Below are 26,338 nucleotides of genomic sequence, written 5' to 3' on the forward strand. Positions count from 1 at the left end.
GCAGAAGGCATCCAGGTCGGTCGGTGACCAGTCCACCGGAACGGCCGGCGGGTCCGGACGGCGGCGGTCAGCCGGCCGTGCGGCCCGCGTCACGACGAGCCGCGTGGCCCGTGAGCAGCCGCTCCCGGGCCTGGTCGTCCTCGGCGGCCCGCACCGCCGTCCAGGCCAGTGCGACGGATGCCTGGAGCAGCGCCCGGTCGGCGGCCGGGCTCACGCAGGCCCGGGCGAACTCCGGCTGGTGGTTGACCGCGCCGCCGCTGTCGATGCCGATGCTGGGGTGCACGCTGGGCAGGACCCGGCTGACGTTGCCCATGTCGGTGCTGCCGGTGGGCATCGCGCGCTCCTCCTCCGGGGACACCAGGGGGCGGCCCAGTTCGGTCGCCGCCGCCCGGTAGGCCGCCACCAGGAACGGGTCGTGCGCCAGTTCGGCGTACGCGGGTGTCGAGCGGACCTCGTGGGTGCAGCCGGTGGCGACGGCGCCGCCCTCGAAGCAGGCTCTGACGCGTGCTTCCAGGCGCCCCAGGGACTCCATGTCGGCGGCCCGCAGGTTGTACAGCGCGCTGGTGTGCGCGGGGACCACGTTGGGCACCTCGCCGCCCCTGGTCACGATGCCGTGCACCTGCTGCCGCGGCTCGAAGTGCTGGCGGCCCACGCCGACGGCGACCTCCGCCACGGTCAGGGCGTCGGCGGCGTTGACGCCCAGGTGCGGGGCGAGTGCGGAGTGCGACTCGCGTCCGGTGTAACGGACTTCGAGCTCGACCAGGGCGAGGGGGCGGGGAGCACAGTTGTCCTCGGGGGCCGGGTGGACGAGCATCGCCATCGACACCTCGTCGAAGACACCGGCCTCCAGCATGGCGATCTTGCCGCCGCCCTCCTCCTCGGCCGGGGTGCCCAGCACCATGACGGTGATGCCGAGGTCGTCGGCCACGTCCCTCAGCGCCAGGGCCGCGCCCACCGACGAGGCGGCGATGATGTTGTGGCCGCAGGCGTGGCCGAGGCCCGGCAGCGCGTCGTACTCCGCGCACAGCCCGACCGTGAGCGGGCCGCTGCCGTAGCGGGCGGTGAACGCGGTGTCCAGGCCGCCGGCGCCGGGCACCACCTCGAACCCCTCGTCCCGCAGCAGGCCGCTCACCTTGGCGGCGCTGCGGTGCTCCTTGAACGCGGTCTCCGGCTCGGCGTGAATACTCCTCGACAGCGCGATCAGTTCGTGTTCGGCGCGTTCGACGCTTTCGCGACAACCACGCATGATCCGAGACGAGATTCGCATCTTCTCTTTCCCCTCCGAATGGCCTGGATCGCCGCCGGCCGGATGGCCGGACAATTCCCTGGCCTTTTCCTTCCTACCGGAGTCTCCGACGAAAAGCGAGACCAGTCTGGAGAATTGACATGACGTCACTGAAAACGTCACTGGCAACGTCACTGACAGCGCCACTGACATGGAACGTGCGGGCGGGCGACGGGGAGCTCTCGGTCGAGATGATGCCCTGGTCGCTGCTGCGCGCGACCGGCTTCCCCGCCGGGCTCCTGGACGGGCTCGCGTCCGAGGAACTGTTCGGCACCGCCGCCGGGGTGCTCGCGGCGGAGCAGGCGGTCGCCGCCGAGCGTGCGCACTTCCTGGACCTGCTGTGGCCGGGGCTGCGCAAGGCCGTACGGACGGTCGAACCGCGCCAGCGGTCGCTGCGCGCCCTCCAGAGCTGCCGCCGGCTGGTGGACGGGGGCGCGCCCCTGGACGAGCGGTGCGCAGCGGTCCTCGCGGCGACCGGCGCGCCGGACTGGGCGCCCCGCTGGAACGCCCTGGTCGCCGCGCTCGACGAGCGGCTGGCGGCGGCCGGGACCGAGCTGGAGGCGGCCCTGCTGCGGGCCCGGCTGCACACCGCACGGGCCGCCGGCCGCGACGACTTCGGGCACGCCGTGTTCGTGTCGAACCCCTCGTTCCACCACACGGCCCTGGAGACCCCGCCGCTGACGCACCCGGGCTGGGCGCAGGCGCGGGACGAGGGCGGCGCCCTGCCGCAGACCCTGCGCCGCCGGGTCGACACCCTGCACCGCTATCTGCGCCGGTTCGCCACCAAGTGCGAGACCGTCTCGTTCTTCGGCCCGGTGCTGTTCGGCCGTCTGGTGCCGGAGCAGGAGGAGACCCTGCTGGTCGGCGCGCCCGGCCGCGAGAAGGTCGTGGTGGAGGCGAGTGCCTGGCTGGTGGAGGAGCTGCGGGAGCAGGCCGTCCGCGAGGTGCCGCTGACGCGGCAGCGCGTGTGGCCCAGCCCGCTGTTCCGCCGGCCGGACTCGTCCCCGGTGCTGGAACGGGCCGTGGACGGGCGCAGGTTCAGGGTCGCGGCGCCCGCGCTGGCCCTGTGGAGTGCCGCCGCCGCGGCGCCGGGGAGCCGGCTCGACTCGCTCGTCGGCGCCGCCGGCCCCGTGCCGGCCCCGCATCGGGCGGGGGCGGACGACGCGTACGCCGCCGGGCTGGTGAAGGCACTCGGACCGGCGCTGGTCGTCTCCCCCTGGCGGCTGCCGGCGACCGAGCTGCACGCGCTGACCAGGCTGGCGGCCGAGCACCCCGCGGACACGGTGGTGGACCTGGCGGAGGTCCGCGACACGTACGCGCAGGCGCCCTGGCCCGAGCGGGCGGCGCACCTCCTCGCCGTGCGGGCGGCCCGCGCGGCGGACGGCGGGCGGGTCTCGCAGGACAGCGGACGGCACTACGCCGACCGCGAGCTGTTCCACGAGGACAGGTCGAGTCCGCTGAGCGAGCGGGTCGGCTTCGGGGCGCCGGTCGTGGAGCGCATCCGGGAGGTCACCGAGGCGGTGTTCCCGCTGGTGTTCCTCGCGGCGCTGCTGGCCAGGGAGGACGCCCGCGACGCCCTGCGCGCCGAGCTGGCGGGCGCCCCGGCGCCGCTCGCCGCACTGGCCGCACGGGAGATACCCGCTCGTTCACCGCGCCGGGACCGGCTGGACGCGGTGCTGCGCCGGCTGGTCGGGCGGGCCGTGGAGGCCGCGGGAACGACCGACGGCCGCCCCCCGGTCGTGGAGCTGAGCCGTAGCGAACTGGCCGAGGCGTTGGCTCCGCTGTGGGACACCGTGACGTACGGCCCCGACGACGCGTGCCTGCCGAGCCCCGACCTGATGGTGGCGGGCCCCGACCCGGCCACCGCCGACTGGGTGCTCTCGGAGCTGCACGACGACTGCAGCTCGATCTTCGGGGGGCTGGAGCGTCCGCTGCACAGCGACCCGGACGGGCTGTGGGCCGGCTTCACCGAGCGGGTGTCGCGAGCCGTGCCGTCCGGGACCGCCGCGACCATCGTCTCGCGCCGGCGCAGCGCCCACGTGACCCCCGAACTCCCCGGTACCGCCATCGAACTGAGCGGCCTCTCCGGCAAGGACCGGGCCGACGTGGTGCCGATCGCGGATGCCGTCGTGCCCGCTTCGGCCGACGCGGTGGTGGTGGACGGCCGGCGGCGGCTGCTCTACCCCGGTGACCTGTCGTCGACGCTGCACCGCGCGGTGTCCCGGCCCGCGCTGGTCCCGGTGCCGGTCGACCTCGGGGCGTACACCCCCAGGATCGTGGTGGACGGTGTCGTGGTCCAGCGGGCCCGCTGGCGGCTGAGCATTCCGGAAAGGGCTCCGGAGAAGAGCGCGGACACCGTCACCCAGTGGTTGTCCGTACAGCGGCTGCGGGCCGCCCGGGGAATGCCGCGCCACGTCTACGTGAAGCATCCGGCCGAGCCCAAGCCGCTGTACGTCGATTTCGCCGATCCGCTGTCGGTGATCGATATCGCGCGACTTCCCGGAGGGGAAGTCGTCGTGTCCGAGATGCTGCCCACCCCGGATCAGTTGTGGTGGCGCGTGGCGGACGAAACGCATTGTGCCGAATTCCGTCTCGGCTGCATCGTGCGGCCGGTGACGTCCGACAATCCGCTGACCCCGGAACAACAGGAAGAGAGCGCGTCATGACCGAGGACCTCCGCATCACCTCACTGGTGAGGGACGCTTACGACAAGGCCGCCGAGCAGTACGAGTCCGCCGGTCAGATGATCTTCCACCCGCTGGGGAAGATGATCGCCGACACCCTGGAGCTCTCGCCGGGCGAGCGGGTGCTCGACATCGGTTGCGGGCGCGGCGCCTGCCTGTTCCCGATCGCCCACGCGGTGGGCCCGGAGGGCTTCGTGCTCGGCATCGACCAGGCCCAGGGCATGGTCGACGCCTGCACGGCCGACATCACGGCCCGCGGGGTGTCCGGCTGGGCCCGCGCGGAGCTGGGCAACGCCCAGGACTTCGCCTTCGCCGAGCCGTTCGACGCGGCGAGCGCCGGGATGGTCCTGTTCCTGCTGCCGGAGGCGGAGAAGGCCCTGTCCTGCGCCGTCGCGGCGCTGCGCCCCGGGGGCAGGTTCGCCGCGACCACCTTCCCCACCGAGAACGGCAGGCTGGCCGCCGGCTGGGAGTCCGCCGAGATCCTCGCCGGAGTGCTCGCCAAGCACCTCCCCGAGGGTGTGGACGACCCGTGGCAGGTGGTCCTGGGCCTCGGCGGCCCGCTGGCCGGTGAGGAGTCCACGGCTGCCGCCTTCCTCACCGCCGGCTTCAGCGATGTGCGGATCCGCCACGTCCCGGCGGACTCCCGCTTCGAGACCATCGACGACTACCTGGCGTGGACCAAGACCGTGACCACCCGCGTGCAGTGGGACCTGGTGCCCGCGGAGCGGGTGGCCGAAGCGACCGACGAGGCGCGCGAGGCGCTGCGGGTGCTCGCGGGGCCGGACGGCTCCCTGGAGTTCTCCTGCCCGACCAGGACCGTGCTGGCCGTTCGCTGACGGCACGACCGCAACCGTCTACCAAGCGCTGAACACAGAGCCGAGAGGTGCGATGACATGGCTCCTGACACGACCCCTTCGCTGATCCGTCCGCTGTCCGAACTGCTCGGCGGACACGCCGCCCGGATCGGGGACAAGGTGGCCTTCACCGACGCCCGGCGGGGCGTCGGCTACCGGGAACTGGATCTGCGGACCTCTCGGCTCGCCGGCCGGCTTGCCGCGCTGGGACTGGAGAAGGACGGCCGCGCCGCCGTCCTCATGGGCAACAGCGTGGAGATGGTGGAGAGCTGCCTCGCCGTCATCCGGGCGGGCGGCATCACCGTGCCGCTGAATCCGCAGGCGTCCGAGGCCGAACTGGTCCACTTCCTGCGGGACTCCGGGGCGTCGGTGGTGCTGTGCGACCCGGCACGGCTCGACGTGCTGCTGCGCGCGGTGGCCGCGTCCGGCCTGCCCCGGCCCTCGATCGTGCTCACCGGCGACTCCCCCGGCGCCACCGCGCACGACACCGCGGACACCGCGGACACCGCGGACACCGCCGGGTACGACATCACCGCGTACGAGACGCTCGCGGCCACCCCGTACGACGGGCCGGCGCCCGAGGAGAACCCGCTCGACGCTCCGGCCTGGATGCTCTACACCTCGGGCACCACCGGCCGTCCCAAGGGGGTGCTCTACTCCCTGCGCAGCTCGCTGTGGCTGGTGGAGGCCTGCCACGTGGGTGTGCTCGGGATGACGCAGGACGACCGGCTGCTGTGGCCGATGCCGCTGTTCCACGGCCTGGGCCAGAACCTGTGCGTCATGGCGGTCGTGGCCGTGGGCGCCGGCGCCCGGCTGATGAGCGGCTTCGCCCCTTCCGAGGTGCTGGACGCCCTGCGCGACGACGGGGTGACCTTCCTCGCCGGGGTGCCGACGACGTACCACTACCTGCTGGACCGCGCCCGCCAGGAGCACACCCGGCTGCCTTCGCTGCGGCTGGGGTTCGTCGCCGGTTCGGCCGGCGGCGCCTCCCTCGGCAGCCGTTTCGAGGAGGCGTTCGGGGTCCCGCTGGTGGACCAGTACGGATCGACCGAGACCGGCGCGATCACCTCGAACCGGCCGACGGGCGACCGGGTCGCCGGGGCGGCCGGGCCGCCCGTTCCGGGGGTGGACATCCGCCTGGTGGACGGCGGTTCCGGTGCCGAGGTGCCCGACGGCGAGCAGGGCGAGGTCTGGGTCAGCGGCCCCAACCTGATGCTGGGCTACCACGGGCAGCCCGGCGCCACGGCGGAGGTGCTGCGGGACGGCTGGTACCGCACGGGCGATCTGGCCCGCCGGGACGCCCTCGGGCAGGTGACCCTGACCGGCCGTCTCAAGGAGCTGATCATCCGGGGCGGCGAGAACATCCACCCCGTGGAGATCGAGGACGTGGTGCGCGCGGCGCCGGGCGTGGCCGACGCGGCGGTGGGCGGGGAGCCCCACGAGGTGCTCGGCGAGGTGCCCGTCGCGTACGTGGTGCCCGGTCCCGAAGGCGTCGACGTCCAGGCGCTGTTCGAGCACTGCCGGACGCGGCTGTCCTTCTTCAAGGTGCCGGAGAAGGTGTACGCCGTCGAGCGCGTTCCGCGCACCGCGTCCGGGAAGGTCACCCGGCATCTGCTGGCGGACGCGGATGCCCGGTTGCTCGGTACGGCGTCCACCGGCGGGCCCGGGGAGCACGGGGAGCGCCGGGCCGAGCCCGACCGGGGCGAGTGGGCGAGCCGTCTCGCGGCGCTCACGGCGGCCGAGCGGGCCCGGACGGTGCTGGACCTGGTCCGCGCCGAGGTGGCGCGCGCGCTCGGCGTCGAAGCCGAACGGGTCACGCCCACAAGGCCGTTCGTGGACCTCGGCCTCGGCTCCCTCGCCGTCGTGGCGGTCGGGCGGCAGCTGTGCGCGCTGGTCGGGCTGCGGCTCCCGGCGACCGCCGTGTTCGACCACCCGACGCCCGCCGCCTTCGCGGACCGGCTGGTCTCCGAGCTGACGGAGCCGTCGGAGCCGACAGAACCGTCGGAGCTGACGGAGCCGACGGGCACCCGCACGGCCGCCGAAGCGTTCCCGGCCGAGCGCACGACCCCCGCGGGGCCCGACCCGGACGGCGCCGAGCCGATCGCCATCATCGGCATGGCCTGTCGCTTCCCCGGCGGGGTGGAGTCGCCCGAGCAGCTGTGGGACCTCGTCGCCGCAGGCCGGGACGCCACCTCGGACTTCCCCGCCGACCGGGGCTGGGCGCTGGACACGCTGTTCGACCCCGACCCCGACCACCACGGCACCAGCTACGTCTCACGCGGCGGCTTCCTGACCGACCCGTCCGCGTTCGACGCCGGATTCTTCGGCATAGCCCCGCGCGAGGCGACCGCGATGGACCCGCAGCAGCGGCTGATGCTGGAGGTCGCGTGGGAGGTCTTCGAACGGGCGGGCCTCGACCCGACCGGCCTGGCCGGCTCGGAGACCGGCGTCTTCGTCGGCACCAAGGGACAGACGTACAGCACGCTCGCCGCGCCCGGATCCGAGTACGAGGGCCATCTCGGCTTCGCCACCTCGGGCAGCGTGATGTCCGGCCGGGTGGCCTACACCCTCGGTCTGCACGGCCCCGCCGTCACCGTCGACACGGCCTGCTCCGCGTCCCTGGTGGCCCTCCACCTGGCCTGCGGATCCCTGCGCTCCGGTGAGTCGCGGCTCGCGCTCGCGGGCGGGGTCACGGTGATGTCCACCCCGGACGACATGATCACCTTCAGCAGGCACCGGGGCCTCGCCCCGGACGGCCGGGTGAAGGCCTTCGCCGGCGCGGCGGACGGCACCGCCTTCGGCGAGGGCGCGGGGGTGCTGCTGCTCGAACGGCTCTCGGACGCGCAGCGGGCGGGCCACCGGGTGCTCGCCGTGATCCGGGGCAGCGCCGTGAACCAGGACGGCGCGTCCAACGGGCTCACCGCGCCCAACGGCCGGGCGCAGCAGCGGGTGATCCGCCGGGCGCTCGCCAACGCCCGGGTGGCCGCGCACGAGGTCGACCTGGTCGAGGCCCACGGCACGGGGACCATGCTCGGCGACCCGATCGAGGCCGAGGCGATCCTCGCCGCGTACGGGCGCGGCCGGGACCCTCAACGGCCGCTGTGGATCGGCTCGGTGAAGTCCAACATCGCCCACACCCAGGCCGCCGCGGGCATGGCCGGTGTCATCAAGCTGGTGGAGGCGATGCGGCACGCCGTACTCCCGGCGACCCTGCACGTGGACCGGCCGTCACCGCACGTCGACTGGTCGTCGGGGAACGTACGGCTGCTCGACGAGGCGCGGCCGTGGACGGCGGCCGACGGACGGCCCCGGCGCGCCGGGGTGTCCTCCTTCGCCATCAGCGGCACCAACGCCCATGTCGTCCTGGAGGAGGCCCCGCGCTCCCCCTCGGCCGAGGAGACCCCGGCCCCGGTCCGGGCGCTCACCGCCGTACCGTGGCTGCTGTCCGCGAAGTCCCCGGCCGCGCTGCGCGACCAGGCCCGCCGGCTGGAGTCGTTCCTGCGCGCGGCGCCCGAGCGGGATGCCGTGGACGTGGGGCGCACCCTGGCACTGTCCCGGGCCGGGCTCGAACACCGGGCCGCCGTCGTCGCGGACCTCGGTCGCGGCGCGGACGGAGCGGGCAGCGCGGAGGGCATGCTGCGCGCCCTCGGCGCGCTCGCGGAGGGCGAGCCCGCGGCCGGGCTGACCACGGATCACGCCGGTGCCGCCCGGACCACGGCGTTCCTCTTCACGGGCCAGGGCTCCCAGTGGGCCGGCATGGCCCGTGAACTGTACGAGGCGTTCCCGGTGTTCGCCGAAGCACTGGACACGGTGTGCGACCATCTGGCACCGCAGGTAAGGCAGTTGCTCCTCACCGCCGGCGACGCGGCGGACGGCGGACGCATCCATCGCACCGGTATCGCCCAACCCGCCCTGTTCGCACTGGAGGTCGCGCAGTTCGCGCTGCTGCGGTCCTGGGGGGTGCGTCCCGACGCGCTCGTCGGCCACTCCCTCGGCGAGCTGACCGCCGCGCACGTCGCCGGGGTGTTCTCGCCGGCGGACGCGGCCAGGCTGGTCACCGCCCGGGGCGAGCTGATGCAGGCGCTGCCCGAAGGCGGTGCCATGATCGCGCTGGAGGCCACGGAGGACGAGGTCCTGCCGCTGCTCGCCGGCCGGGAGTCCCGGCTGGCGATCGCCGCCGTGAACGCGCCCCGGTCCGTCGTGGTCTCGGGCGACGAGGACGCCGTGGCGGAGGTCGCCCGGGCGGTGTCCGAACGGGGCGGCAGGACCAAGCGTCTGACGGTGAGTCACGCTTTCCATTCGCCCCGGATGGACGCGGTGCTGGAGGAGTTCGAGGCCGTGGCCCGGACCGTCGTCTACCGTACGCCGGACGTGCCGATCGTCTCCACGGTCACCGGTGCCGTCGCCGGTGCGGAACTGCTGACACCCGCGTACTGGACCGGGCAGCTGCGCTCGGCCGTCCGGTTCGCCGCCGCGGTGGGGACCCTGCGGGAGCGGGGCACCGACACCTTCGTCGAACTGGGCCCGGACGCGTCCCTGACGGCCCTGGTGCGTCAGATCGCCGACGACGCCGACAGGGGTGACGGGGGTGGCCGCACGGGCGGCCACCGTGCGCTGCCGGTTTCCCGGCGTGACCGGCCCGGTGCCGCGACCGCCGTCGGTGTCGCCGCCGCGCTCCACACCGCCGGCGTCCCGGTCGACTGGGCGGCGTTCTTCGACGGCACCGCCGCCCGCCACGTCACGCTGCCGACCTACGCCTTCCAGCGCAAGCGTTACTGGCTGCCCGCACTCGCCGCCCCCGCCGCGTCACCGGTACCGACCGTGGCCGTGGAGTCGGCGGCCGGGGAGGCGGCCGGGGAGGCGGCTGGGGAGACCGCCGGGGAGACCGCCGAGAAGACGGCCCCGTCCGGGCGGGTGCTCAAGCCGGGTGAGCGCCCGGAGGTCGCCGCCCGCCTGGCCGGCGTGCTCGCCGGACTGGACGAGGAGAAGCAGCTGCTCCACATGATCGACCGGATCGCCACCCGGATCGCGGCGGTGCTCGGCCATGACAGCGCGGACGCCATCGACCCCGACGTGCCGTTCCTCGAACTCGGCGTCGACTCCCTCATGGCCGTGGAGATGCGCAACCAGTTCAGCGACTTCTGCGGGGTGAGCCTGCGCCCGACGCTCGTCTTCGAGCACCCGACCCCGGCGGTGCTCGCCGACCACCTGCTCGCGAAGGTGCTGGCCGCGGTGTCCGCCACGCCGGGCGTCGACGAGGACGCGGTGGACTTCGCCGCCGAGGTCGTCCTGGCGGCGGACGTCTCCCCCGCCGACGAGGTGATCCGGGTCGCGGACGACCCGCGGGAGGTGCTCCTCACCGGTGCGACCGGGTTCCTGGGCGCGTACCTGCTGCGCGACCTGCTGCGGACGACCCGTGCGACCGTGCACTGCCTGGTCCGCGGGGCCGACGAGGCGGACGCGTGGGCGCGGCTGCGCAAGAACCTGGAGTGGTACGAGTTCTGGGACGGCATCGACCCGAACCGGTTGTCCGTGGTCGTCGGCGATCTCGCCCGGCCGCTGCTGGGGCTGGCCCCCGAACGCTTCGACGCCCTCGCCCGCAGCGTGGACAGCGTCTACCACGCCGCCGCGACCGTCAACGGCCTCTACCCGTACTCGGCGTTGAAGGACGCGAACGTCACGGGCACCGCGGAGATCCTGCGCCTGGCCGCACGGCACCGCACCGTGCCCGTCCACCACGTCTCGTCCACCGGCGTGTTCGCCGCGGAGGCGGTCCCCGGGCAGGCCCTCCAGGTGACCGATCCGCCGGGCCCCGCCGAGGCGCTGTCGTCCGGCTACCGGCAGACGAAACTGGTGGCGGAGCAGATCATCGAACTCGCCAGGGGGCGGGGCCTGCCGGTCTCGGTCTACCGGGTGGACGAGATCTCCGGCGACTCGGAGCGCGGCTTCTGCCAGACCCACGACTTCGTCTGGCTGAGCATGAAGGGCATCGTGCAGGCCGGCGCCGTACCGCAGGATCCCGCCGGCATCTTCCACCTGGTGCCGGTCGACCACGTCAGCGCGGCGATCCTGCGGCTGTCCCGCGACGACCGGGCGGCGGGCCGCAACCACCACCTCGCCAACGGGACGCACCTCCCGTTCTCCGCGATGACGGAATCCCTCCGCTCCCTCGGCTACCACCTGGACGAACTCCGCTGGGACGCCTGGGTGCGGCGCATCCGCGCCGACCGCGACAACGCGATGGTCCCGATGATCGACGCGTTCGAATCGACCATCTACAGCGGACGCAACCACTACCTGTCCGTCGACACCTCGCAGACCCGGGAGCTGCTGGCCGGTACCGGCGTCGACTGCCCGCCGATGACGCGTGAACTCTTCGAGAAGTACGTCGGGTTCTTCGTCCGCGTCGGCTACTTCCCCGAGCCGGGCGTCGGCCGCTTCCCCGAGCCGGGCGCCGGCTACTTCCCCGAACCGGGCGCCGGCGACCTTCCCGGCGGCGACGCCGTGGACGGCGGTGCACAGGCCTTCCGGGTCCGGAAGGCGGCGCGGGAGGACCTTCCGGCGATGGTGGGCATCTGCTTCGAGGCCTTCAACACCCTGAACGCCTCGCTCGGTCTCGCTCCGGAGTGGTCGTCGGTGGACGAGGTGACGGAGATGTTCCGGGACCGGCTCGCGGCCCCGGGCTGCCTCGCCTACGTGGCGGTCGACGGCGCGGGCTCCGTGACGGGCTCCAACTTCCTGGTCCTGGGCGAGTCCGTCGCCGCCTTCGGCCCGCTCAGCGTCGCGCCCGGCGCGCAGGGCGGCGGTGTGGGCCGGCTGCTGATGGACGAGGTGATCGGCGCGTCCGCCCGGCACGACCGGGACTCGGTCCGGGCCGTCCAGGTGACCAACAACCTGGGCGCGTACCGGCTCTACTCCTCGCTCGGCTTCGTCCCGTACGAGCAGCTGTCCCTGGTCGCCGGGTACGCACCGCCCACCCCGGCGAACATGGCGGGCTTCACGGTGCGCGCGATGACCGAGGACGACGTGCCCGCGTGCCAGGAGCTGTACCGCTCGGTCAACGGCCATGCGCGGGACGGAGAGATCCACATGGCGGCCAAGCGGGCCTTCGGCTGGTCGCAGCCGTACGTGGTCGTGGACCGGTCGAGCGGCGCGCTCGCCGGCTACACCACGGGCCTGTCCGACCTGGGCCATCTGACCGCGGCCTCGGAGGCCGCGGCACGGGCGCTGTACACGGGCGCCGGCGAGCTGATGCGCCGGGCCGTCCCCGACGGCGCGCCGCCCCGGCTGCGGATCCCGGGCCGGCTGCTGCCCGAGACCCTGAGCTGGGCGTTCCGCACCCGGGGCATCGCCCTGGAGCGGCTGGAGACGCTGGTGGTGCGCGGCTCGTACACGGCGCCGCAGCAGGGGGTGTACTGCCCGGGGCTGTCCTACTGAGGCACCGTCCCTACCGAGGCACCGCCGTACACCGCCACGCACCGCCACGCACCGTCGTACAGGGAGCACGCGAGGGCGCTCACCCCGTAGCCGTCGAGGGCAGGGTGAGCGCCTTCGCGCGCCCGGAAGCCGCCGTCCGGAGGCCGCCGTTCGGTCGCCGCCGTCCGGAGGCCGCCGTTCGGTCGCCGTTGTTCGGTCGCCGTTGTTCGGTCGCGCGTCCGGAAGCCGCCGTTCGTCAGACCGGAGTGACCGGCACGTCGTCGCGCACGGAGCGCTCGCCCCTCGGTACGGCCAGCAGGGTGATGAGCACGCCGAGCAGGGCGAAGCCCGCCCCGACGGCGAACGCGAGCCGGAAGCCCTCCGTCATCGCGTCGGCCGTGGCCGGGCCACCGGCCTGCTTGCCCTCAAGGAGCTCCCTGATACGGGCGTTGGCCACCGAGGAGAGCACGGCGAGGCCGAGCGCGCCGCCGATCTGCTGGGTGGTGTTGATGAGGCCGGAGGCGAGACCCGACTCCTGCGGTGTCACACCGGAGACGGCGACGATGGTCACGGGCACGAACGAGAACCCGAGTCCGAGTGCCGCGACCACCGAGGGCAGGAGCACGTCCCCGGCGAACGTGCCGTCGGCGGGGATGCGGGTGAACAGCAGGAGCCCCACCGCGGTGAGCGCCAGACCGCAGGCGAGGACGGGCCTGGGCCCGACCTTGGTCACCAGCTGCGAGGCCGCACCGGCGGCGACGATGCTCGCCACCGAGAAGGGCAGATAGGACAGTCCGGCCTCCAGCGCGGAGAAGCCGAGCACCTGCTGGAGGTAGAGGGAGATGAAGAAGAACATCGACAGCAGCGCGGCGCCCACCAGCAGGGACACCGCGTTGGCGCTGGAGAGGTTGCGGTTGCGGAAGATCCGCAACGGCATCACCGGGTGCTTGACGAGGCGCAGTTCGACCAGGGCGAAGACCAGCAGCAGGACGGCCGCGAGGCCCAGCAGCCCGATGGTCCTGGCCGAACCCCAGCCCGCCCGCTCGGCGTCCACGAGCGCGTAGACCAGCACGCTGAGACCGCCGGTGACCAGTGCGGCACCGGCGAAGTCGATGCCCGTGCGCTCGTGGCCGCGGCTCTCGCGGACGAACCCCGGCGTGAGGACGGCGGCCACGACGCAGATCGGCACGTTGACGAACATCACCCACTCCCAGCCCGCCCACTGGGTGAGCACACCGCCGAGCAGCACGCCGATGGCACCGCCCGCTCCGGCGAGCGCGCCCCAGATGCCGAGGGCCTTGTTGCGTTCGGCGCCTTCGGTGAAGGTCGTGGTGACGATCGACAGGGCGGCCGGCGCGATGATCGCGGCGCCGAGGCCCTGCCCCACCCGCGCGGCGATCAGCAGGCCCGCGGTCGGTGCGAGACCGCCGAGCAGCGACGTGGCGGCGAACAGGCCGAGTCCGGTCATGAACACCCGCCGCCGTCCGAGCAGATCGGCGGTCCGGCCGCCGAGCAGCAGGAAGCCGCCGAAGGCGAGTGCGTAGGCGTTGACGATCCACTGGACGTCGGAGTCGGCGAAGTGCAGGTCCCGCTGGATCGAGGGCAGCGCGACGTTCACGATCGAGGCGTCGAGCACCACCGTCAACTGGGCGACGGCCAGGACGACGAGCGCCTTCCAGCGGAGAGGATCCGGGGAGGAGGTCGAGGTCGAGGTCGATAAGGAGGAAGTGGGAGGCACGGCCATGGGAGGGATACGCTCCTGTGGGTTAAAGTGGTAACCGGAATCGGACTCACGGTTCCGGATGGCGACGATACGGAGGCGCGGTTCCCCTTGTCAAACACCCCTTCCCCTCCCCCTTCCCGTTCCAGCACACCCACCGGCGGCAAGCTGCGCTCCGACGCCGCCCGCAACCGGCTCAAGGTGCTCGACGCCGCCCGAGCCGCCTTCTCCGAGTCCGGGCGGGACGCACAGATGGGCGACATCGCCCGCCGGGCCGGGGTGGGCGTCGGGACGGTGTACCGCCACTTCCCGACCAAGGAATCGCTGGCGGAAGCGATCGTGGAGCACCGGTTCCAGCAGACCCTGGACTTCCTCAGGAACGAGGTGCTCCCCGACCCCGACCCCTGGCACGGCCTCGCCCGCTCCCTGGAGTTCTGCGGAACCATGCAGGAACAGGACCGGGGCTACGCGGAGACGGTCACCGCGATGGTCGGAGGCAGCACGTTCGACGCAGCGGCGATCGCCGAACTCAACGAACTCACCGACAAGGTGCTCAAGCGCGCCCAGGCCGAGGGTTCGGTGCGAGAGGACCTGACCGTCGCGGACGTGTCACCGCTCTACATCGGCCTCTGCCACGTCGTGCAGGCCGGGGTCACCGACTGGCGCCGCTACCTGGGCATCATCCTCGACGGGCTGCGCCCGCGACGGTGCGCGGACTGCTCCGGCGACTGACACCGTCAGCCGCCGGGGGGGGCGAACCAGGAAAGCCGGGGGGGGCGAATCAGGAAATCCGCTGGCAAATCCCCCCACCTCCCCGAGCCTCTCGACAAGAACCTCCCCCGACAGTGAACCTGATGGGGAGCCGGCTGCGTGTCTACGTCTGTAGGGCGACTGCAGAGTCGGCTTACGTTCGCTCAGCCACCTGGTAACGAAAGGGAGACCCAAAGATGAAGATCCTGTTCGCCATCCGTGACGCGTCCTTCGCCAAGAAGAGCCTGAAGGCCAGCGCTTGGTACATCTGGTACTAAGCCGGCTGATCGGTACCTCCGGTACCTGAACAGCTGATCCGCCCCCGCCCCTGCCCCCCTCGCGGCCTCCGCCGGGAGATCGGGCCCGGGGCGGGGGCGGAGACCGGTCCCGGCAAAGTCTCGGAGACATCACATGGCACTCTCCCCCGCCTCCGCCCGTTCGCGAACCACCGTGCTCTCCCCCCGGCTTGAGGCCCTGCTCAGGGACCATCTGGGCAAGGACGCCGTCCGGCTCGAACCCGACACGATCGGGGTCGCCGGGCCCGAGCTCACCGACCGGATCCTCGCCGCCCGGCGCGCCACCGAGATCGAACGGCCCACCTTCAAACCGCTGCACGGACGTTCGATCACCCGCACCGAGGCGTCCTCGGTGACGCGGACGATCGGCAGCGACGTGCGCGAGGCACTGAAGGCCCCGCTGCCGCCGAACATCGACCTGTCCGGCCCGTGGCCGCTCACCGGACACCTCTTCCTGCGCGACCTCATCCTCGGCCGGGACCCGCGCCGGCTGCGGATCCTGATGAGCCGCAACCTCGAACTGACGCCCCTGCTCACCTGGTTGGTGATCTCGGCCGGCGCCGCACTGCCCGGCAGGCCCAAGCCCGGCGACGACCTCACCGAACTCGGCAAGCTCACCGCGAAGGCCGCCAACTACCAGGACCGACGGTACGCGCTCGGCATGTACCGCCGAGCCGCCGCACCGGTCTGCTTCACCATCTCCACCCTGGTCGCGAACGCGCTCTGGCTCGGCGCGCCGTTCGACGACAGCACGCCGAACCGGAACATCATCTTCGAGTCGCTGCGCCTGCTGCCGCCGTCCTGGAACATCCTGCGCCGCGCCTCGCCCGAGTACCCCGCGATCGACCCGCGGATCGGCGCGGGCGACGACGTCCTCGTCCTGCCGCTGCTCTCGCACCGCGACCCGGCCCTGTGGGAGGACCCGCACGAGTTCCGCCCGGAGCGCTGGGACCACCTCGACCCGGACAGCACTCCCGGCTACCTGCCGTTCGGGCACTCCTCCGAACGCTGCTGGGGCCGGCACATGGTGATGCCGCTCGCCGAGCTGCTGCTGGACCAGATCCGTACGGCCGGCCTGGTCGTCGACCCCGAGCAGCGGACCGCCAAGGTGCCACTGCTCGGCCTGCTCGGCGTCAGCGAGGTCCGCGTCCTGAAGCCACGCGATACACACTGATCACATGCACGCCGAACACATACGCACCGAACACAGCGCCACCGAACACAGCGCCACCGAACCGGAGCTCGCCGACGGCCAGTTCTACGCCGACCCGCACGCCGCGTACCGCCGCTGGCGCAGCGAGGGCGGCGCCCGCAAGGTCCGGTTCGGCGGCGCGGCCGGACTCGAAGGCTGGGTCGTCACCGGCCACGCCGAGTGCCGGGCCGCCCTCACCGACCCCCGGCTGAGCAAGAAGGCCGTCACCGAGGCGTTCGCCCGACACGTCGGGAACTCCGAGGGCGGCCCGGGCCGCGACCTGATGTCGCACATGCTCAACTCCGACCCCCCGGAGCACACCCGACTGCGCAAGCTGGTCCAACAGGCTTACACCGCGCGGCAGGTGGCGACCCTGCGACCGATGGTCGAGCGCCACGTCGGCGCACTGCTGGACCAGCTCGACGGGCCCGACCCGGTCGAGCTGATCAGCGAGTTCGCGCTGCCGCTGCCACTCGCGGTGGTCTTCGAGCTGTTCGGCGCGCCGCAGGCCGAACGGGAGAACCTCCAAGTGCGGGGCAACGCGGTCGATGCCGGCCCGGAGGCGGACGGCGAGGCGGACGGCGGAGCGGACGGCGAAGTCTCGGTGGAGACCGCCGAAGGCATGGCGGACTACCTGCGCGCCCTGGTCGACCACAAGCGCACCCACCCGGGCGACGACCTGATCTCCGAACTCCTCGCCGCCCAGGCGGACGGCGACCGGCTGACCGAGACCGAGATCACCTCGATGGCGTTCCTGCTCGCCATCGCCGGCCACCAGACCACCGTCAACCTGATCGCGAACGGCATCCACGCTCTGCTCAGCCACCCCGAGCAACTCGCAACGCTGCGCGCGGATCCGGCACTGCTTCCCGGCGCGATCGAGGAAGTCCTGCGCTACGAGAGCCCGTTCAGCATCGCCTCGCTGCGCCGCACGACCGAGCCGGTGACCATCGGGGGCACCACGATCCCGGCCGGCGAGTTCGTCCAGATCGCCCTGCTCGCCGCCAACCGCGACCCGGCCGTCTTCACCGACCCCGACCGCTTCGACATCACCCGCCCGGACGCCACCCGACACCTCGCGTTCGGCCACGGCATCCACCACTGCCTCGGCGCACAACTCGGCCGCCTCCAGGCCGAGGTAGCGTTCACCGAACTGCTGCGCCGCTTCCCCGCCCTGCGCCTGGCCGAACCGGCCGAGGCCGCGCAGTGGCAGGAGAACCCACGACACCGCGGGCTGCTCAGCCTGCGGCTGCTGCTGCACTGACGCCGGCAGGCCCCCACCCGCCCAGCGCCGGTGGGGGCCGAGCACATCACCTGCTCGGTCCGGGCCCGCCCATCCGACGCACCCCGTCGAGGACCAACTCCACACACCAGAACGGTCTCCACCGCGGTAAGTGGCAACTCCCCCTGATAGCCGTGCTCCCACGCGCCGACTTCCAGGCCTCACTGCGGCGGCGCTGAAGCTCTACGACCTTCCCCATGCCCGGGGCCGACTACCCCAAGGCCAGCGACACTCACCGTGGCAACCGGCGAGCTGCCCCGCCCCACTTCGCTCCGCCCGGCAGCACCCGCCGCATACCTGTCCCACATGAACACCACCCGGCGGACAACCTCCTCAGCCACGCATCCCGCACAACCAGGCGAACAGACCTGGCCCCGCAAGACCATTCAGGCGCCGCCTCGTCACCATCGGCAGGCAGCGGCCCCGAATAATCTCGGCCACTGCCCCAGCGTCCAGCATCTACGACAGCAACAGGCTGCCCCTAACCTCGGACGGGCATCACTGCCGACGGTCCTCAACCTCCACGTGCGAGTACGCTTCGAGAACTCAGGCCACGACACCGACAACCGCCCCTGAGGCAAGGAAAGATGGCAACAACACATCGGCCGTTCGACGGATCCTCCACCAATCGAACTGAACCAATCAGGCCCCTCGACCGCTAATCACCCCAGGTCAAAAAGCATCGGCCCCGCGCCCGCGGGGATTGCTCCCGAGTTGATATTTCCGCCACTATTGGCGGGCGATCGGCCCCGCGCCCGCGGGGATTGCTCCACCCAGTCACCGCCCTTGACCATCACGCGCAGATCGGCCCCGCGCCCGCGGGGATTGCTCCGCCATCCGCGACCGGCTCAGGGCAGCGGTCGCATCGGCCCCGCGCCCGCGGGGATTGCTCCCACATCATCCCCGGCATCGGCAAGCACCGGCTATCGGCCCCGCGCCCGCGGGGATTGCTCCCGGCGCCACCGTCGCCTTCAACGCCGCAGCCGATCGGCCCCGCGCCCGCGGGGATTGCTCTCGCCACCGGAGCACGGCCCGCGTTGACGGTCGATCGGCCCCGCGCCCGCGGGGATTGCTCCCGCTCGGATATCGCGTGGGCGGACTTCCACGCATCGGCCCCGCGCTCGCGGGGATCGCTCCCATCGGTCGCGATGGTGGGCGGCTCCAACTCCATCGGCCCCGCGCTCGCGGGGATCGCTCCTGCGGGTTGAAGGCGAGGACCAGGCCGTCGCAATCGGCCCCGCGCTCGCGGGGATCTCTCCTGGGATCCGCGCGATGGCGACGGCGATCTGCGATCGGCCCCGCACACGCGGGGATCGCTCCCGCCGCTCGATGTCCTGCTCCACCTTGTACGGGTTGGCCCCGCACATGCGGGGATTGCTCCAGCACCGGCTCGCCGGGGAACAGCACGGCCCAGTCGGCCCCGCGCTCGCGGGGATTGCTCCTCCGCCGGCCGGTATCGGGCCTTGCGCTCCTTATCGGCCCCGCGCCCGCGGGGATCGCTCCGCCCCCGCTCGGCTTCGGCCGGGCGGGGGCGCTTCGTCGTTACGGGGTGTCGTGCGTCCACTGCCACACGCCGTCCGCGTCCGGCTCATACCAGGACCGTCCGTCGACGTACCGGCCATGCCGCCACCGTACGACCGGCATCGGACCATTCAGGTCAGGAACGTGGGGCGCGCCCGTACTCAGCAACCCAGCGCGAGGTGAGCACGATGTCTGCGGTCTCAACTGGGCGCCCGGTGGCCTGGTCGTAGTAGGTCCGTTCAATTGCCATCACCGGGACAGCGGGTGCAACGCCGAGGGTCTGAGCCTCAGGTCGCGTGGCAGCCCTGGCACTCACGCGCTCAACGGGCACGCCCACGTCGATGCCGAGGATCGCCATGCGGTCGGCGACGCCGATACCAGCGTGTGGACCGGCCTCGGGCAGGACAACCAAGCTGCCGCCAGTGGTGGCCATCGGTTCCCAGCTCTCTGCGAGCTGCACCGGGTCTCCGTCGGCCAGGTACACGTAGGTCGTGTGCATCACCGGATCGCCGGGCTGGATTTCCAGCCGGGCCGCGATGCGGGCCTCGGCGGCACGAGGCTGAGATTCGTGCCGCCAAGTACCGGCGACACCCTGTCTGGCGAGGGTGGCCTCCGTCGGGCTGCCGTCGCCGCGGGGTACGCGTTGACGGCGCACCAGGACGGTGGGCGGTTCCTGGCTGCGGACGTAGTAGCCGCGGCCATGGCGGGCGACGACCAGGCCCTCGGATTCGAGTAGCCGGTAGGCGTTCTGGCCGACGCCGTGGGAGTAGCCGAATTCCTCACGCAGTGCAGCGAGAGACGGCAACTGGGCTCCGGCTGCGAGCTGGCCGGTGAGGATCCGTTCGCGGATGTGGTCTGCGATGCGGAGGTAGGGGGATTCGGCGTCGCCTGCCATGCATGTCCTCCTACGTTCCGTGCTCGGTGGGTGACAGAGTATGCGGCCAGGCTCTACTGTATGTGTAGCCCTAATCCTTACATGTACTGAGGGATCGGTGCAGATCGGCATGTGCGCAGGAGCCGTGAAGGCTGCGCTCGGTCAGGCCACAGGCGCCCACGTACGCGTTACGCGCCCCAACGCTGGAGTAGTGCGCCTGAGCGTCCCCGCGTCTGTCGACGAATCAGTCGAACGCTGAGCTGATGTCCTGGCCATCGTGCAGTCCTGCACCTCATGGGGATCCACGGACGCAACTGGCGCGGTGGTCGTTTGGGCCGAACTGGAGGAGCCGCAATGATCGCCAGACCGGACGTCCCGTCCGGCATCGTCATCACTCTGGACACAGCCCGGGCCGGGCACTACGTCAGCGCAGAGTGTCAACTCGACGCCCACCACGGGTGTCCCGACGGCCTGCGGGACGAGTGCGGTGCTCGGGTGCTGGTATGCCTCTGCGACCCGTCGGGGTGCCCCTGCGTTCGCAACCTGCCGAGCGGATCTCCCACCGGTGGCCCGAACCAGCCCCTCGCGATCAGGTCGAAACGCCCTGATCAACCCTCCGTCCCCTCCCGGGCCTGACGACGACGTCGGCCCAGGAGGTTGCACCACTCGACACACCGAGAGGAGCACTACCATGATCATTCCCGAACCACCCCGGCGCTGGCGCCGCCCCCGACCGCTCCGGACCAGTTCGTGAGCGCGGCGACGTTCGACTCCGTCATCTCCACCGTGCTCTCCAACAACGAGGGCATGGACGTCGCGATGGCCACCCGGATCACCCGGGAAGCCATCGCGTTCGTGGTTGTGGGCGCCCGCCGCCCGCACCTGGCCATGGCGCCGTCCAGGATCGTGGACGAGGGCTGGCACGCGTTCCTCGTCCACACCGAGGCGTACGCCGAGTTGTGCGAGCGCGAGGGCCGGTTCGTGCACCACAGCCCGGGATTCGACCCGGGCAACTTCGACCAGGACATCATGGAGCAGACCCAAGCTGCCATCCGGGAGGCGGGCTTCGAGGTCGACCAGGAACTGTGGCGGCCGCCGGCGGACGACAGCCTGGTGACCGTAGCGGCGAGCTGTCAGCACTCGCCCAGCTGTTCAATCAGGCCGATGAAGAAACCGGAGAAGCCCTGCACCAAGCCCGCTGAATAGCGGACTCGGAACGCGTAGGCTGCCGGCACACGAGTAGGAGGCATCCGATGGAGTGGATCGATCCGCGGTACGCAGACCTGGTCGCGTGCTACCGGCAGCAGGACTTCGAAGCTTTCGGGCCATTGCTCGAACGTCCCGACGGCGAGACTGTACCCCCGCGGCTCGGGTTCGTCATGGAGCCGCTTCGAGACGAGTAGCAGCAGGTCAAGGCCCTGACCGGCCCGATGGCCGGCCAGGGCTACTCGTCGCGGACCAGGCGCCAGAGTGGCACGCCGATTGCCCGCGCGATGGCGCCGAGTTGGTCGAGCGTCGCAGGTGCGAGGCCGTTCTCGATCCGCCCAATCGTGCGCCGGTCAAGTCCGGCGCGCTCCCCAAGCCGCTCCTGCATGGGGTCCGCCTGTCGCCTGAGCGAGAGAATCCGGGCCCCGACGTCTCGCCGGTCGCGGATCTGCTGTTCGTCGGGTTGGTACGGGGCAGGCACCCCTTGATGCTGACCGGATCATGATCAAAAGTCTGTACCGATATGCCGCCACTTATAGAGCATCCGTTCGACAGGCTTGACCCACCGCAGCCCGAAGGGACCAACCGGGAGCACACTCTGAGCGCCACCTACGCCATACCGGCCCCGCGCCCGCGGGGATTGCTCCGACCTGACCCGGGCCCAGCTGCTCACAGTCTCGTCGGCCCAGCGCTCGCAGGGATTGTTCCGCACATTGCCATCGCCGAACTCACGCTGCTGGCAACACACTTGCGTGGGCTGCTCCGCGGCAGATCCCCAACCCGCCCGGCGGACTTACTCCACAGCGCACCCAGCCAGCCCCTGACCTCGGGCAGGTACCGCTGCCAGCGGTCCTCAATCATCGTCTCAATCTCCACGTGCGGGTACGCTTCGGGGAGTCAGGCCACGACACTGACAATCAGCCCTGGGGCAAGGAAAGATGGCAACAACGCATCGGCTGTTCGACGGGACTTCTACCGATCGAACTGAGCCAATCAAGCCCCTCAGCCGCTAATCACCGCAGGTCAGGAAGTATCGGCCCCGCGCTCGCGGGGATCGCTCCCCGCACCGCCGGCCGCTCTCGTGACCGTCGAAATCGGCCCCGCGCTCGCGGGGATCGCTCCATCTCCTTGAACGTCCGGTACTTGCCGATGCGATCGGCCCCGCGCTCGCGGGGATTACTCCATCCCGGATGAAGCTCTGTGGGAGCGCATTCCGTCGGCCCCGCGCTCGCGGGGATTGCTCTGCGGGGCACATCGCCATCGCCGAACTCACGCTGTTGGCGCCACATTTGTGGGGACTGATCCGTGGCAGATCCCCAACCCACCCGGCGGACTTACCCCACAGCGCACCCAGCCAGCCCCTGACCTCGGACAGGTACCGATGCCAGCAGTCCTCAATCATCGTCTCAATCTCCACGCGCGGGTACGCTTCGCGGAGTCAGGCCACGACACTGACAACCAGCCCTGGGACAAGAAGAAATGACAACAGCACATCGGCTGTTCGACGGGACCTCTACCAATCGAACTGAATCAATCAAGCCCCTCAGTCGCTAATCACCGCAGGTCAGAAAGTATCGGCCCCGCACACGCGGGGATTGCTCCGCGCACGATCCGGTACAGGCCGTCGCCGTAGAATCGGCCCCGCACACGCGGGGATTGCTCCCAGTCGCTCGCGGCGGACGCCGCCGCGCTCAGATCGGCCCCGCACACGCGGGGATTGCTCCGACGTCGTCTCGGCGGGCATGATCGCAACCTGGTCGGCCCCGCGCGCGGGGATTGCGCCTTGGCATCCCCCGGCCGGTGATCTCGGCGGCCCAACCGGCCCCGCACCTGCGAGGGCTTCAAGAAGCCACTGTCGTGCGATCCGATCGGGGTGTTCGGCGTGGCGACGCCGGACACCGCTGCGCCCCACCCCGGAGACTCGAGGTGGGGCGCAGCGGCGTGTTCAGCGCATCAGATCATCTGCGGTGGCGGGCAAGCGTATGGACCGACCGTTCGTCACCATTCGCTGGAGAAGGGCGAACCCCTCCTGCTTCGAGACGATGAACCCGACGCACGCCACCGCCATCACGTCCTTGGTCCGCATCGTCGGGATCCCTCTGTGCCGCGCGAGGTCCAGCGACGCCTTGTCGTCGCTGATCCACGTGGCCTCTTTGAACTCCACCCGGGTGCTGATGACGTGCAGGGTCTCGGACTCCCCGAGATGCTTGAGCGGATCCGACGGGCTGCCGAAGAACACACCCTGTCGAATCCGCTCCACGGCCTCGGGGTCGTCGACTTCGATCGGATCCCCCAGCCAGCGGGAGACGTCAGGTGGGTCCAGGGCCGGCAGAAATCGAGATGATCGCTTGGCTTCGTACGCCACTGCTTCCGTCCATCGACCCCGGCCGCTCAGTACGTTTTCCAGGATGTCGAGCCTGGAGACGGACGCGAAGTTGCACAGGACCGTGTTGTCGGGAAAGCAGATGATCATGGGCTGAACGCGAGCTCCGTTCCGGGATCGGACGGTGCCGCCTGCTGCTGCTCAGGCTCGAGCTGGGCGGGCTCCAGGAGGTCCAGGAGCACGTCCGGGTCGAGGTCCAGGAGGGCTGCCAGCGGCCGGACTGTCGTATCACCCGAAGCATAAGCCTTGATTGCCAGCTCTGTTAGTCGTCGAGGATGCCAACCACGTTGGCTGCGCTCGGTGTTGACCATGTGCTGCTCCAGGGCCCCCGCGGCGCCGGCGATCCTGGCGCCGTCGGCTGTCAACATCGCTCCCCACTGCCTGCGCTGATCGGCAGTCAGGACTCCCAACACCTTCAACCGGGTTGCCATCGCGCTCGGCGACACGCGGTACTTCCAGGCCAGCTCCGCCACCAGGTCACCGCCGGCCGTTCGGTCCCGGGCGTCGGCCAGAACAGTGGTACGCGGCATCAGGAACTCCGCGGCGAACGCGTTCGCCTGCACTTCCATCGCAGTGGTCGACCGGCCCGGTTGCACCTTCTCGACGACTGCCTCGTCATGCGCGTCGCCGGCGAGGATATGGCCGAGTTCGTGGGCAAGGGTGAACCGCTGGCGTGTCCACACATTGGTTTTGGCAACGAGGATGAGGTCGAAGCTGTCGGTCGACCAGGACAGGCCGTCCAGCTTGTCGGGAAGATCGACGCCCGCGATCTCCACGCCGAAGGCCTGCTCGAAACTTGAGGCGAGGTTCTGGGTCGAGAGGGTCCAGGGGTCGGTTCCCACTGCTTCCAGGGCGGCCTGGGCGAGCTGTGTGCCGTCGATTCCCTCTGGGCGGTTGTGGGCGCGCCTCGGCAGGTCACTCCCGATCCGCGCCAAGGCGTCGATCACCTGCTCGTACCGGCCCAGGAGTGTGCGCACTTCGTCGGTGGTGTGCTCGCAGGCGCCCGCCTTCCGCGCGGCGGCGCCGAGCGCCGAGCGCGGCTCGACGCCGCGCAGCAGCCAGTCAACGGTTCTGCCGCCGAAATCGGCGATCAGCGCTAGTTCGAGGGAGGTGAAGCGGCGTTTCCCGCCAAGAGACTTCGACAGCTTGTCTGGGGAGATTCCAATGCGCTCCGCCATGACGGCCTGGGTCTCACCCGTTGAGCCGATGACCTGACGCACGCGTTCAATCAGTCCGGCATCCATGCTGCGACCGTACAGTCGCGTTGCGATTCTCGCAATCGACATGACCAGGTTGTGACCTGGGGTTCACCCGCCTGAGTGAGTGCACGGCGCGCACTGACGGCGACGCCTCGACAGGCACCCTGACCTGTGGAGATGCAATCGCGGCCACACGGTGATTGGGCGCCGCCAGGCGCAGTGGCGAGCCAGATCGGCAATGGCCGCTGCAATCATTGGTACAGACCACGCCGCACGTCATTGCTTCGGGGACGCGTCCACCCAAGCCCTCCCTGCGTAGGCCAGGACACGGCTGCGCAGCCGGTCAGGAGAGGCTGATGATCTGCAGAACTGTGACGCGGCGCGCCTCCTCGTTCAGCAGCAGTCGGCCTCGCGCTCGCGGGGGTTGCTCTCCGCTAGCATCAGTGCCGGTTCAGTGGCACGGGTCGGCCCCACTGTCGCGGGGATTACTCCACCTTCGGCACCATCAAGGCGAAGGCCGCGGTGTCGGCCCCGCACACGCGGGGATTGTTCCCCGAACAAGGCCAAGGGGACGGCTTGGGAGAGCTCGGCCCCGCGCTCGCGGGGATGGTTCGGGAGACCAGCCCATCACACCGGTGACCACCGGAAGCTGGTCTCGTCGAGAGGAAGAGGCATGAAGTCCGTCACGCGCCGCCTGCCTAATCGAACTGAATCAACTGACGGTCCCTGACACGAATCGCCGCAGGTCAGGAAGTGTCGGCCTCGCGCTCGCGGGGATCGCTCCGGGAAGATCCAAGCCCAGCTAGGCACGACCCCGTCGGCCCCGCGCTCGCGGGGATCGCTCCACGCTCTTGGGCCGGCCGCCCGGGGCCATCTTGTCGGCCCCGCGCTCGCGGGGATCGCTCCTGGCCCGCGGGGTTCGGTCTGACAGACCGCGCGTCGGCCCCGCGCTCGCGGGGATCGCTCCGGCGAGTTGGTCGGGTGGGAGTCGGGCGACACGTCGGCCCCGCGCTCGCGGGGATCGCTCCGGGTCGCCAGGGGCCAGGGCCCCGCTGTCGATGTCGGCCCCGCGCTCGCGGGGATCGCTCCAGGCCCGGCTCCCCGGCCCGCAGGCCGTTTCCGCCTCGCGCCTCCGGGTGGGGGTTGTCGGCATCAGGGGGATCTTGGTCGGCTCGCTACCTGGGCGACGGCTTCCGGCCCTCCCGGCAGTTGGGGGGATGCCGTCGTCGGTGGAGGCCAGGACTTTCTGGTGCTGCTCCTTCGTCCCGTGTGCCACGTTCGCGTGGTCCTTGGTCGACGGGAACGCCCGGTTGACCTTGGGGCATGCCGTCGTATCCCGCTAGTTCTGGTGCTCGGTCAGTCATGGGCCCGGATTCGGGCCCATGGCGTGATCTCTGGGGAGACATCCGGGTCTTCGGAAGCCGCCATGGTGCCCACACGGGCTCAATCGAACGCGTGCTTCTCTCTCCTTCGGAAAGGTGTCGACCTCCAGGTCGGGGTATGACACCCCCGTCGCCAGCGTGGGCAACTGGCTTATAGGCGAGACTATTTGTGGCCGACAAGAGGTGGTCCCGTTGTGCGGGCCCCGGCCGGAGCCCGTTCCGCTCTCCCCGTCCCCCGTTCCCGTCTCGCACCGTTGGAAGGCCCCATGGGTTCCGCCTGGAAGAACCTGCCCG

General features: G+C 71.4%; 14 protein-coding genes and 2 CRISPR repeat arrays. Of the genes, 8 read left to right on the forward strand and 6 right to left on the reverse strand.

The genetic code is table 11. The features are described from left to right. Positions 1–67 precede the first annotated feature (67 nt). Positions 68–1,246, reverse strand: a complete 1,179-nt coding sequence (locus AB0O82_RS35480) for a M20 family metallopeptidase (protein WP_363588650.1) — start codon at positions 1,244–1,246, stop codon at positions 68–70. Between the two features lie 197 nt (positions 1,247–1,443). On the opposite strand from AB0O82_RS35480, the gene AB0O82_RS35485 reads away from it, so the two are divergent. Genes AB0O82_RS35485 through AB0O82_RS35495 form a run of 3 tightly spaced genes read left to right on the forward strand, consistent with a single transcriptional unit; the run spans position 1,444 to position 12,260 of the window. Next, the gene (locus AB0O82_RS35485; protein ID WP_363588652.1) at positions 1,444–3,951 is read left to right on the forward strand and encodes a lantibiotic dehydratase; all 2,508 of its coding nucleotides are present in this window, start codon (positions 1,444–1,446) and stop codon (positions 3,949–3,951) included. After that, positions 3,948–4,805: a methyltransferase domain-containing protein gene (locus AB0O82_RS35490; RefSeq protein WP_363588654.1), complete on the forward strand. Its 858-nt coding sequence runs from the start codon at positions 3,948–3,950 to the stop codon at positions 4,803–4,805. The genes AB0O82_RS35485 and AB0O82_RS35490 overlap by 4 nt, the downstream gene beginning before the upstream one ends. 57 nt (positions 4,806–4,862) lie before the next feature. Beyond that, positions 4,863–12,260: a thioester reductase domain-containing protein gene (locus tag AB0O82_RS35495; protein WP_363588656.1), complete on the forward strand. Its 7,398-nt coding sequence runs from the start codon at positions 4,863–4,865 to the stop codon at positions 12,258–12,260. A gap of 235 nt (positions 12,261–12,495) precedes the next feature. Here the strand turns inward: AB0O82_RS35495 and AB0O82_RS35500 are convergent, their stop codons facing one another. Next, a complete protein-coding gene (locus AB0O82_RS35500; protein ID WP_363588658.1) occupies positions 12,496–13,983 on the reverse strand; it encodes an MFS transporter in 1,488 nt (495 codons plus the stop codon). An 87-nt stretch (positions 13,984–14,070) separates the two neighbouring features. Here AB0O82_RS35500 and AB0O82_RS35505 point away from each other — a divergent pair, with 87 nt between their 5' ends. The 4 genes from AB0O82_RS35505 to AB0O82_RS35520 all read left to right on the forward strand — a co-directional run bounded on the left by AB0O82_RS35505 (position 14,071) and on the right by AB0O82_RS35520 (position 17,461). Then, positions 14,071–14,691 (forward strand): TetR/AcrR family transcriptional regulator, encoded by a 621-nt coding sequence (locus AB0O82_RS35505; protein WP_363588660.1) that lies wholly within the window; start codon positions 14,071–14,073, stop codon positions 14,689–14,691. Positions 14,692–14,906: 215 nt separating this feature from the next. Then, entirely contained in the window at positions 14,907–14,987 is an 81-nt protein-coding gene (locus tag AB0O82_RS35510; RefSeq protein WP_224285092.1) for a tryptorubin family RiPP precursor, read from the forward strand. Between the two features lie 133 nt (positions 14,988–15,120). Continuing rightward, entirely contained in the window at positions 15,121–16,179 is a 1,059-nt protein-coding gene (locus tag AB0O82_RS35515) for a cytochrome P450 (RefSeq protein WP_363588662.1), read from the forward strand. Between the two features lie 4 nt (positions 16,180–16,183). Then, a complete protein-coding gene (locus AB0O82_RS35520) occupies positions 16,184–17,461 on the forward strand; it encodes a cytochrome P450 (RefSeq protein WP_363588664.1) in 1,278 nt (425 codons plus the stop codon). 699 nt (positions 17,462–18,160) lie between these two features. Further along, positions 18,161–18,982: direct repeats of the CRISPR family, unit length 29 nt; unit sequence ATCGGCCCCGCGCCCGCGGGGATTGCTCC. A gap of 154 nt (positions 18,983–19,136) precedes the next feature. Here AB0O82_RS35520 and AB0O82_RS35525 read toward each other — a convergent pair. Further along, positions 19,137–19,895 carry a GntR family transcriptional regulator gene (locus AB0O82_RS35525; RefSeq protein WP_363588666.1) on the reverse strand — a complete coding sequence of 253 codons (759 nt, stop codon included), beginning with the start codon at positions 19,893–19,895 and terminating at the stop codon, positions 19,137–19,139. Between the two features lie 729 nt (positions 19,896–20,624). On the opposite strand from AB0O82_RS35525, the gene AB0O82_RS35530 reads away from it, so the two are divergent. Continuing rightward, positions 20,625–21,080 (forward strand): hypothetical protein, encoded by a 456-nt coding sequence (locus AB0O82_RS35530; RefSeq protein WP_363588668.1) that lies wholly within the window; start codon positions 20,625–20,627, stop codon positions 21,078–21,080. 238 nt (positions 21,081–21,318) lie between these two features. Here the strand turns inward: AB0O82_RS35530 and AB0O82_RS35535 are convergent, their stop codons facing one another. From AB0O82_RS35535 to AB0O82_RS35545, 3 genes are all read right to left on the reverse strand, one after another. Then, positions 21,319–21,561, reverse strand: coding sequence for a helix-turn-helix transcriptional regulator (locus tag AB0O82_RS35535; RefSeq protein ID WP_363588670.1), 243 nt, complete (start codon positions 21,559–21,561; stop codon positions 21,319–21,321). A 1,464-nt stretch (positions 21,562–23,025) separates the two neighbouring features. Then, on the reverse strand, positions 23,026–23,553 hold the full coding sequence (locus tag AB0O82_RS35540) for a hypothetical protein (RefSeq protein ID WP_363588672.1): 528 nt from the start codon (positions 23,551–23,553) through the stop codon (positions 23,026–23,028). Then, the gene (locus AB0O82_RS35545; protein WP_363588674.1) at positions 23,550–24,707 is read right to left on the reverse strand and encodes an XRE family transcriptional regulator; all 1,158 of its coding nucleotides are present in this window, start codon (positions 24,705–24,707) and stop codon (positions 23,550–23,552) included. The genes AB0O82_RS35540 and AB0O82_RS35545 overlap by 4 nt, the downstream gene beginning before the upstream one ends. Positions 24,708–25,417: 710 nt before the next feature. Next, positions 25,418–25,751: a CRISPR direct-repeat array (repeat unit 29 nt; unit sequence GTCGGCCCCGCGCTCGCGGGGATCGCTCC). Positions 25,752–26,338 lie beyond the last annotated feature (587 nt).

Source organism: Kitasatospora sp. NPDC088264 (genome assembly GCF_040685715.1).
Classification (GTDB): domain Bacteria; phylum Actinomycetota; class Actinomycetes; order Streptomycetales; family Streptomycetaceae; genus Kitasatospora.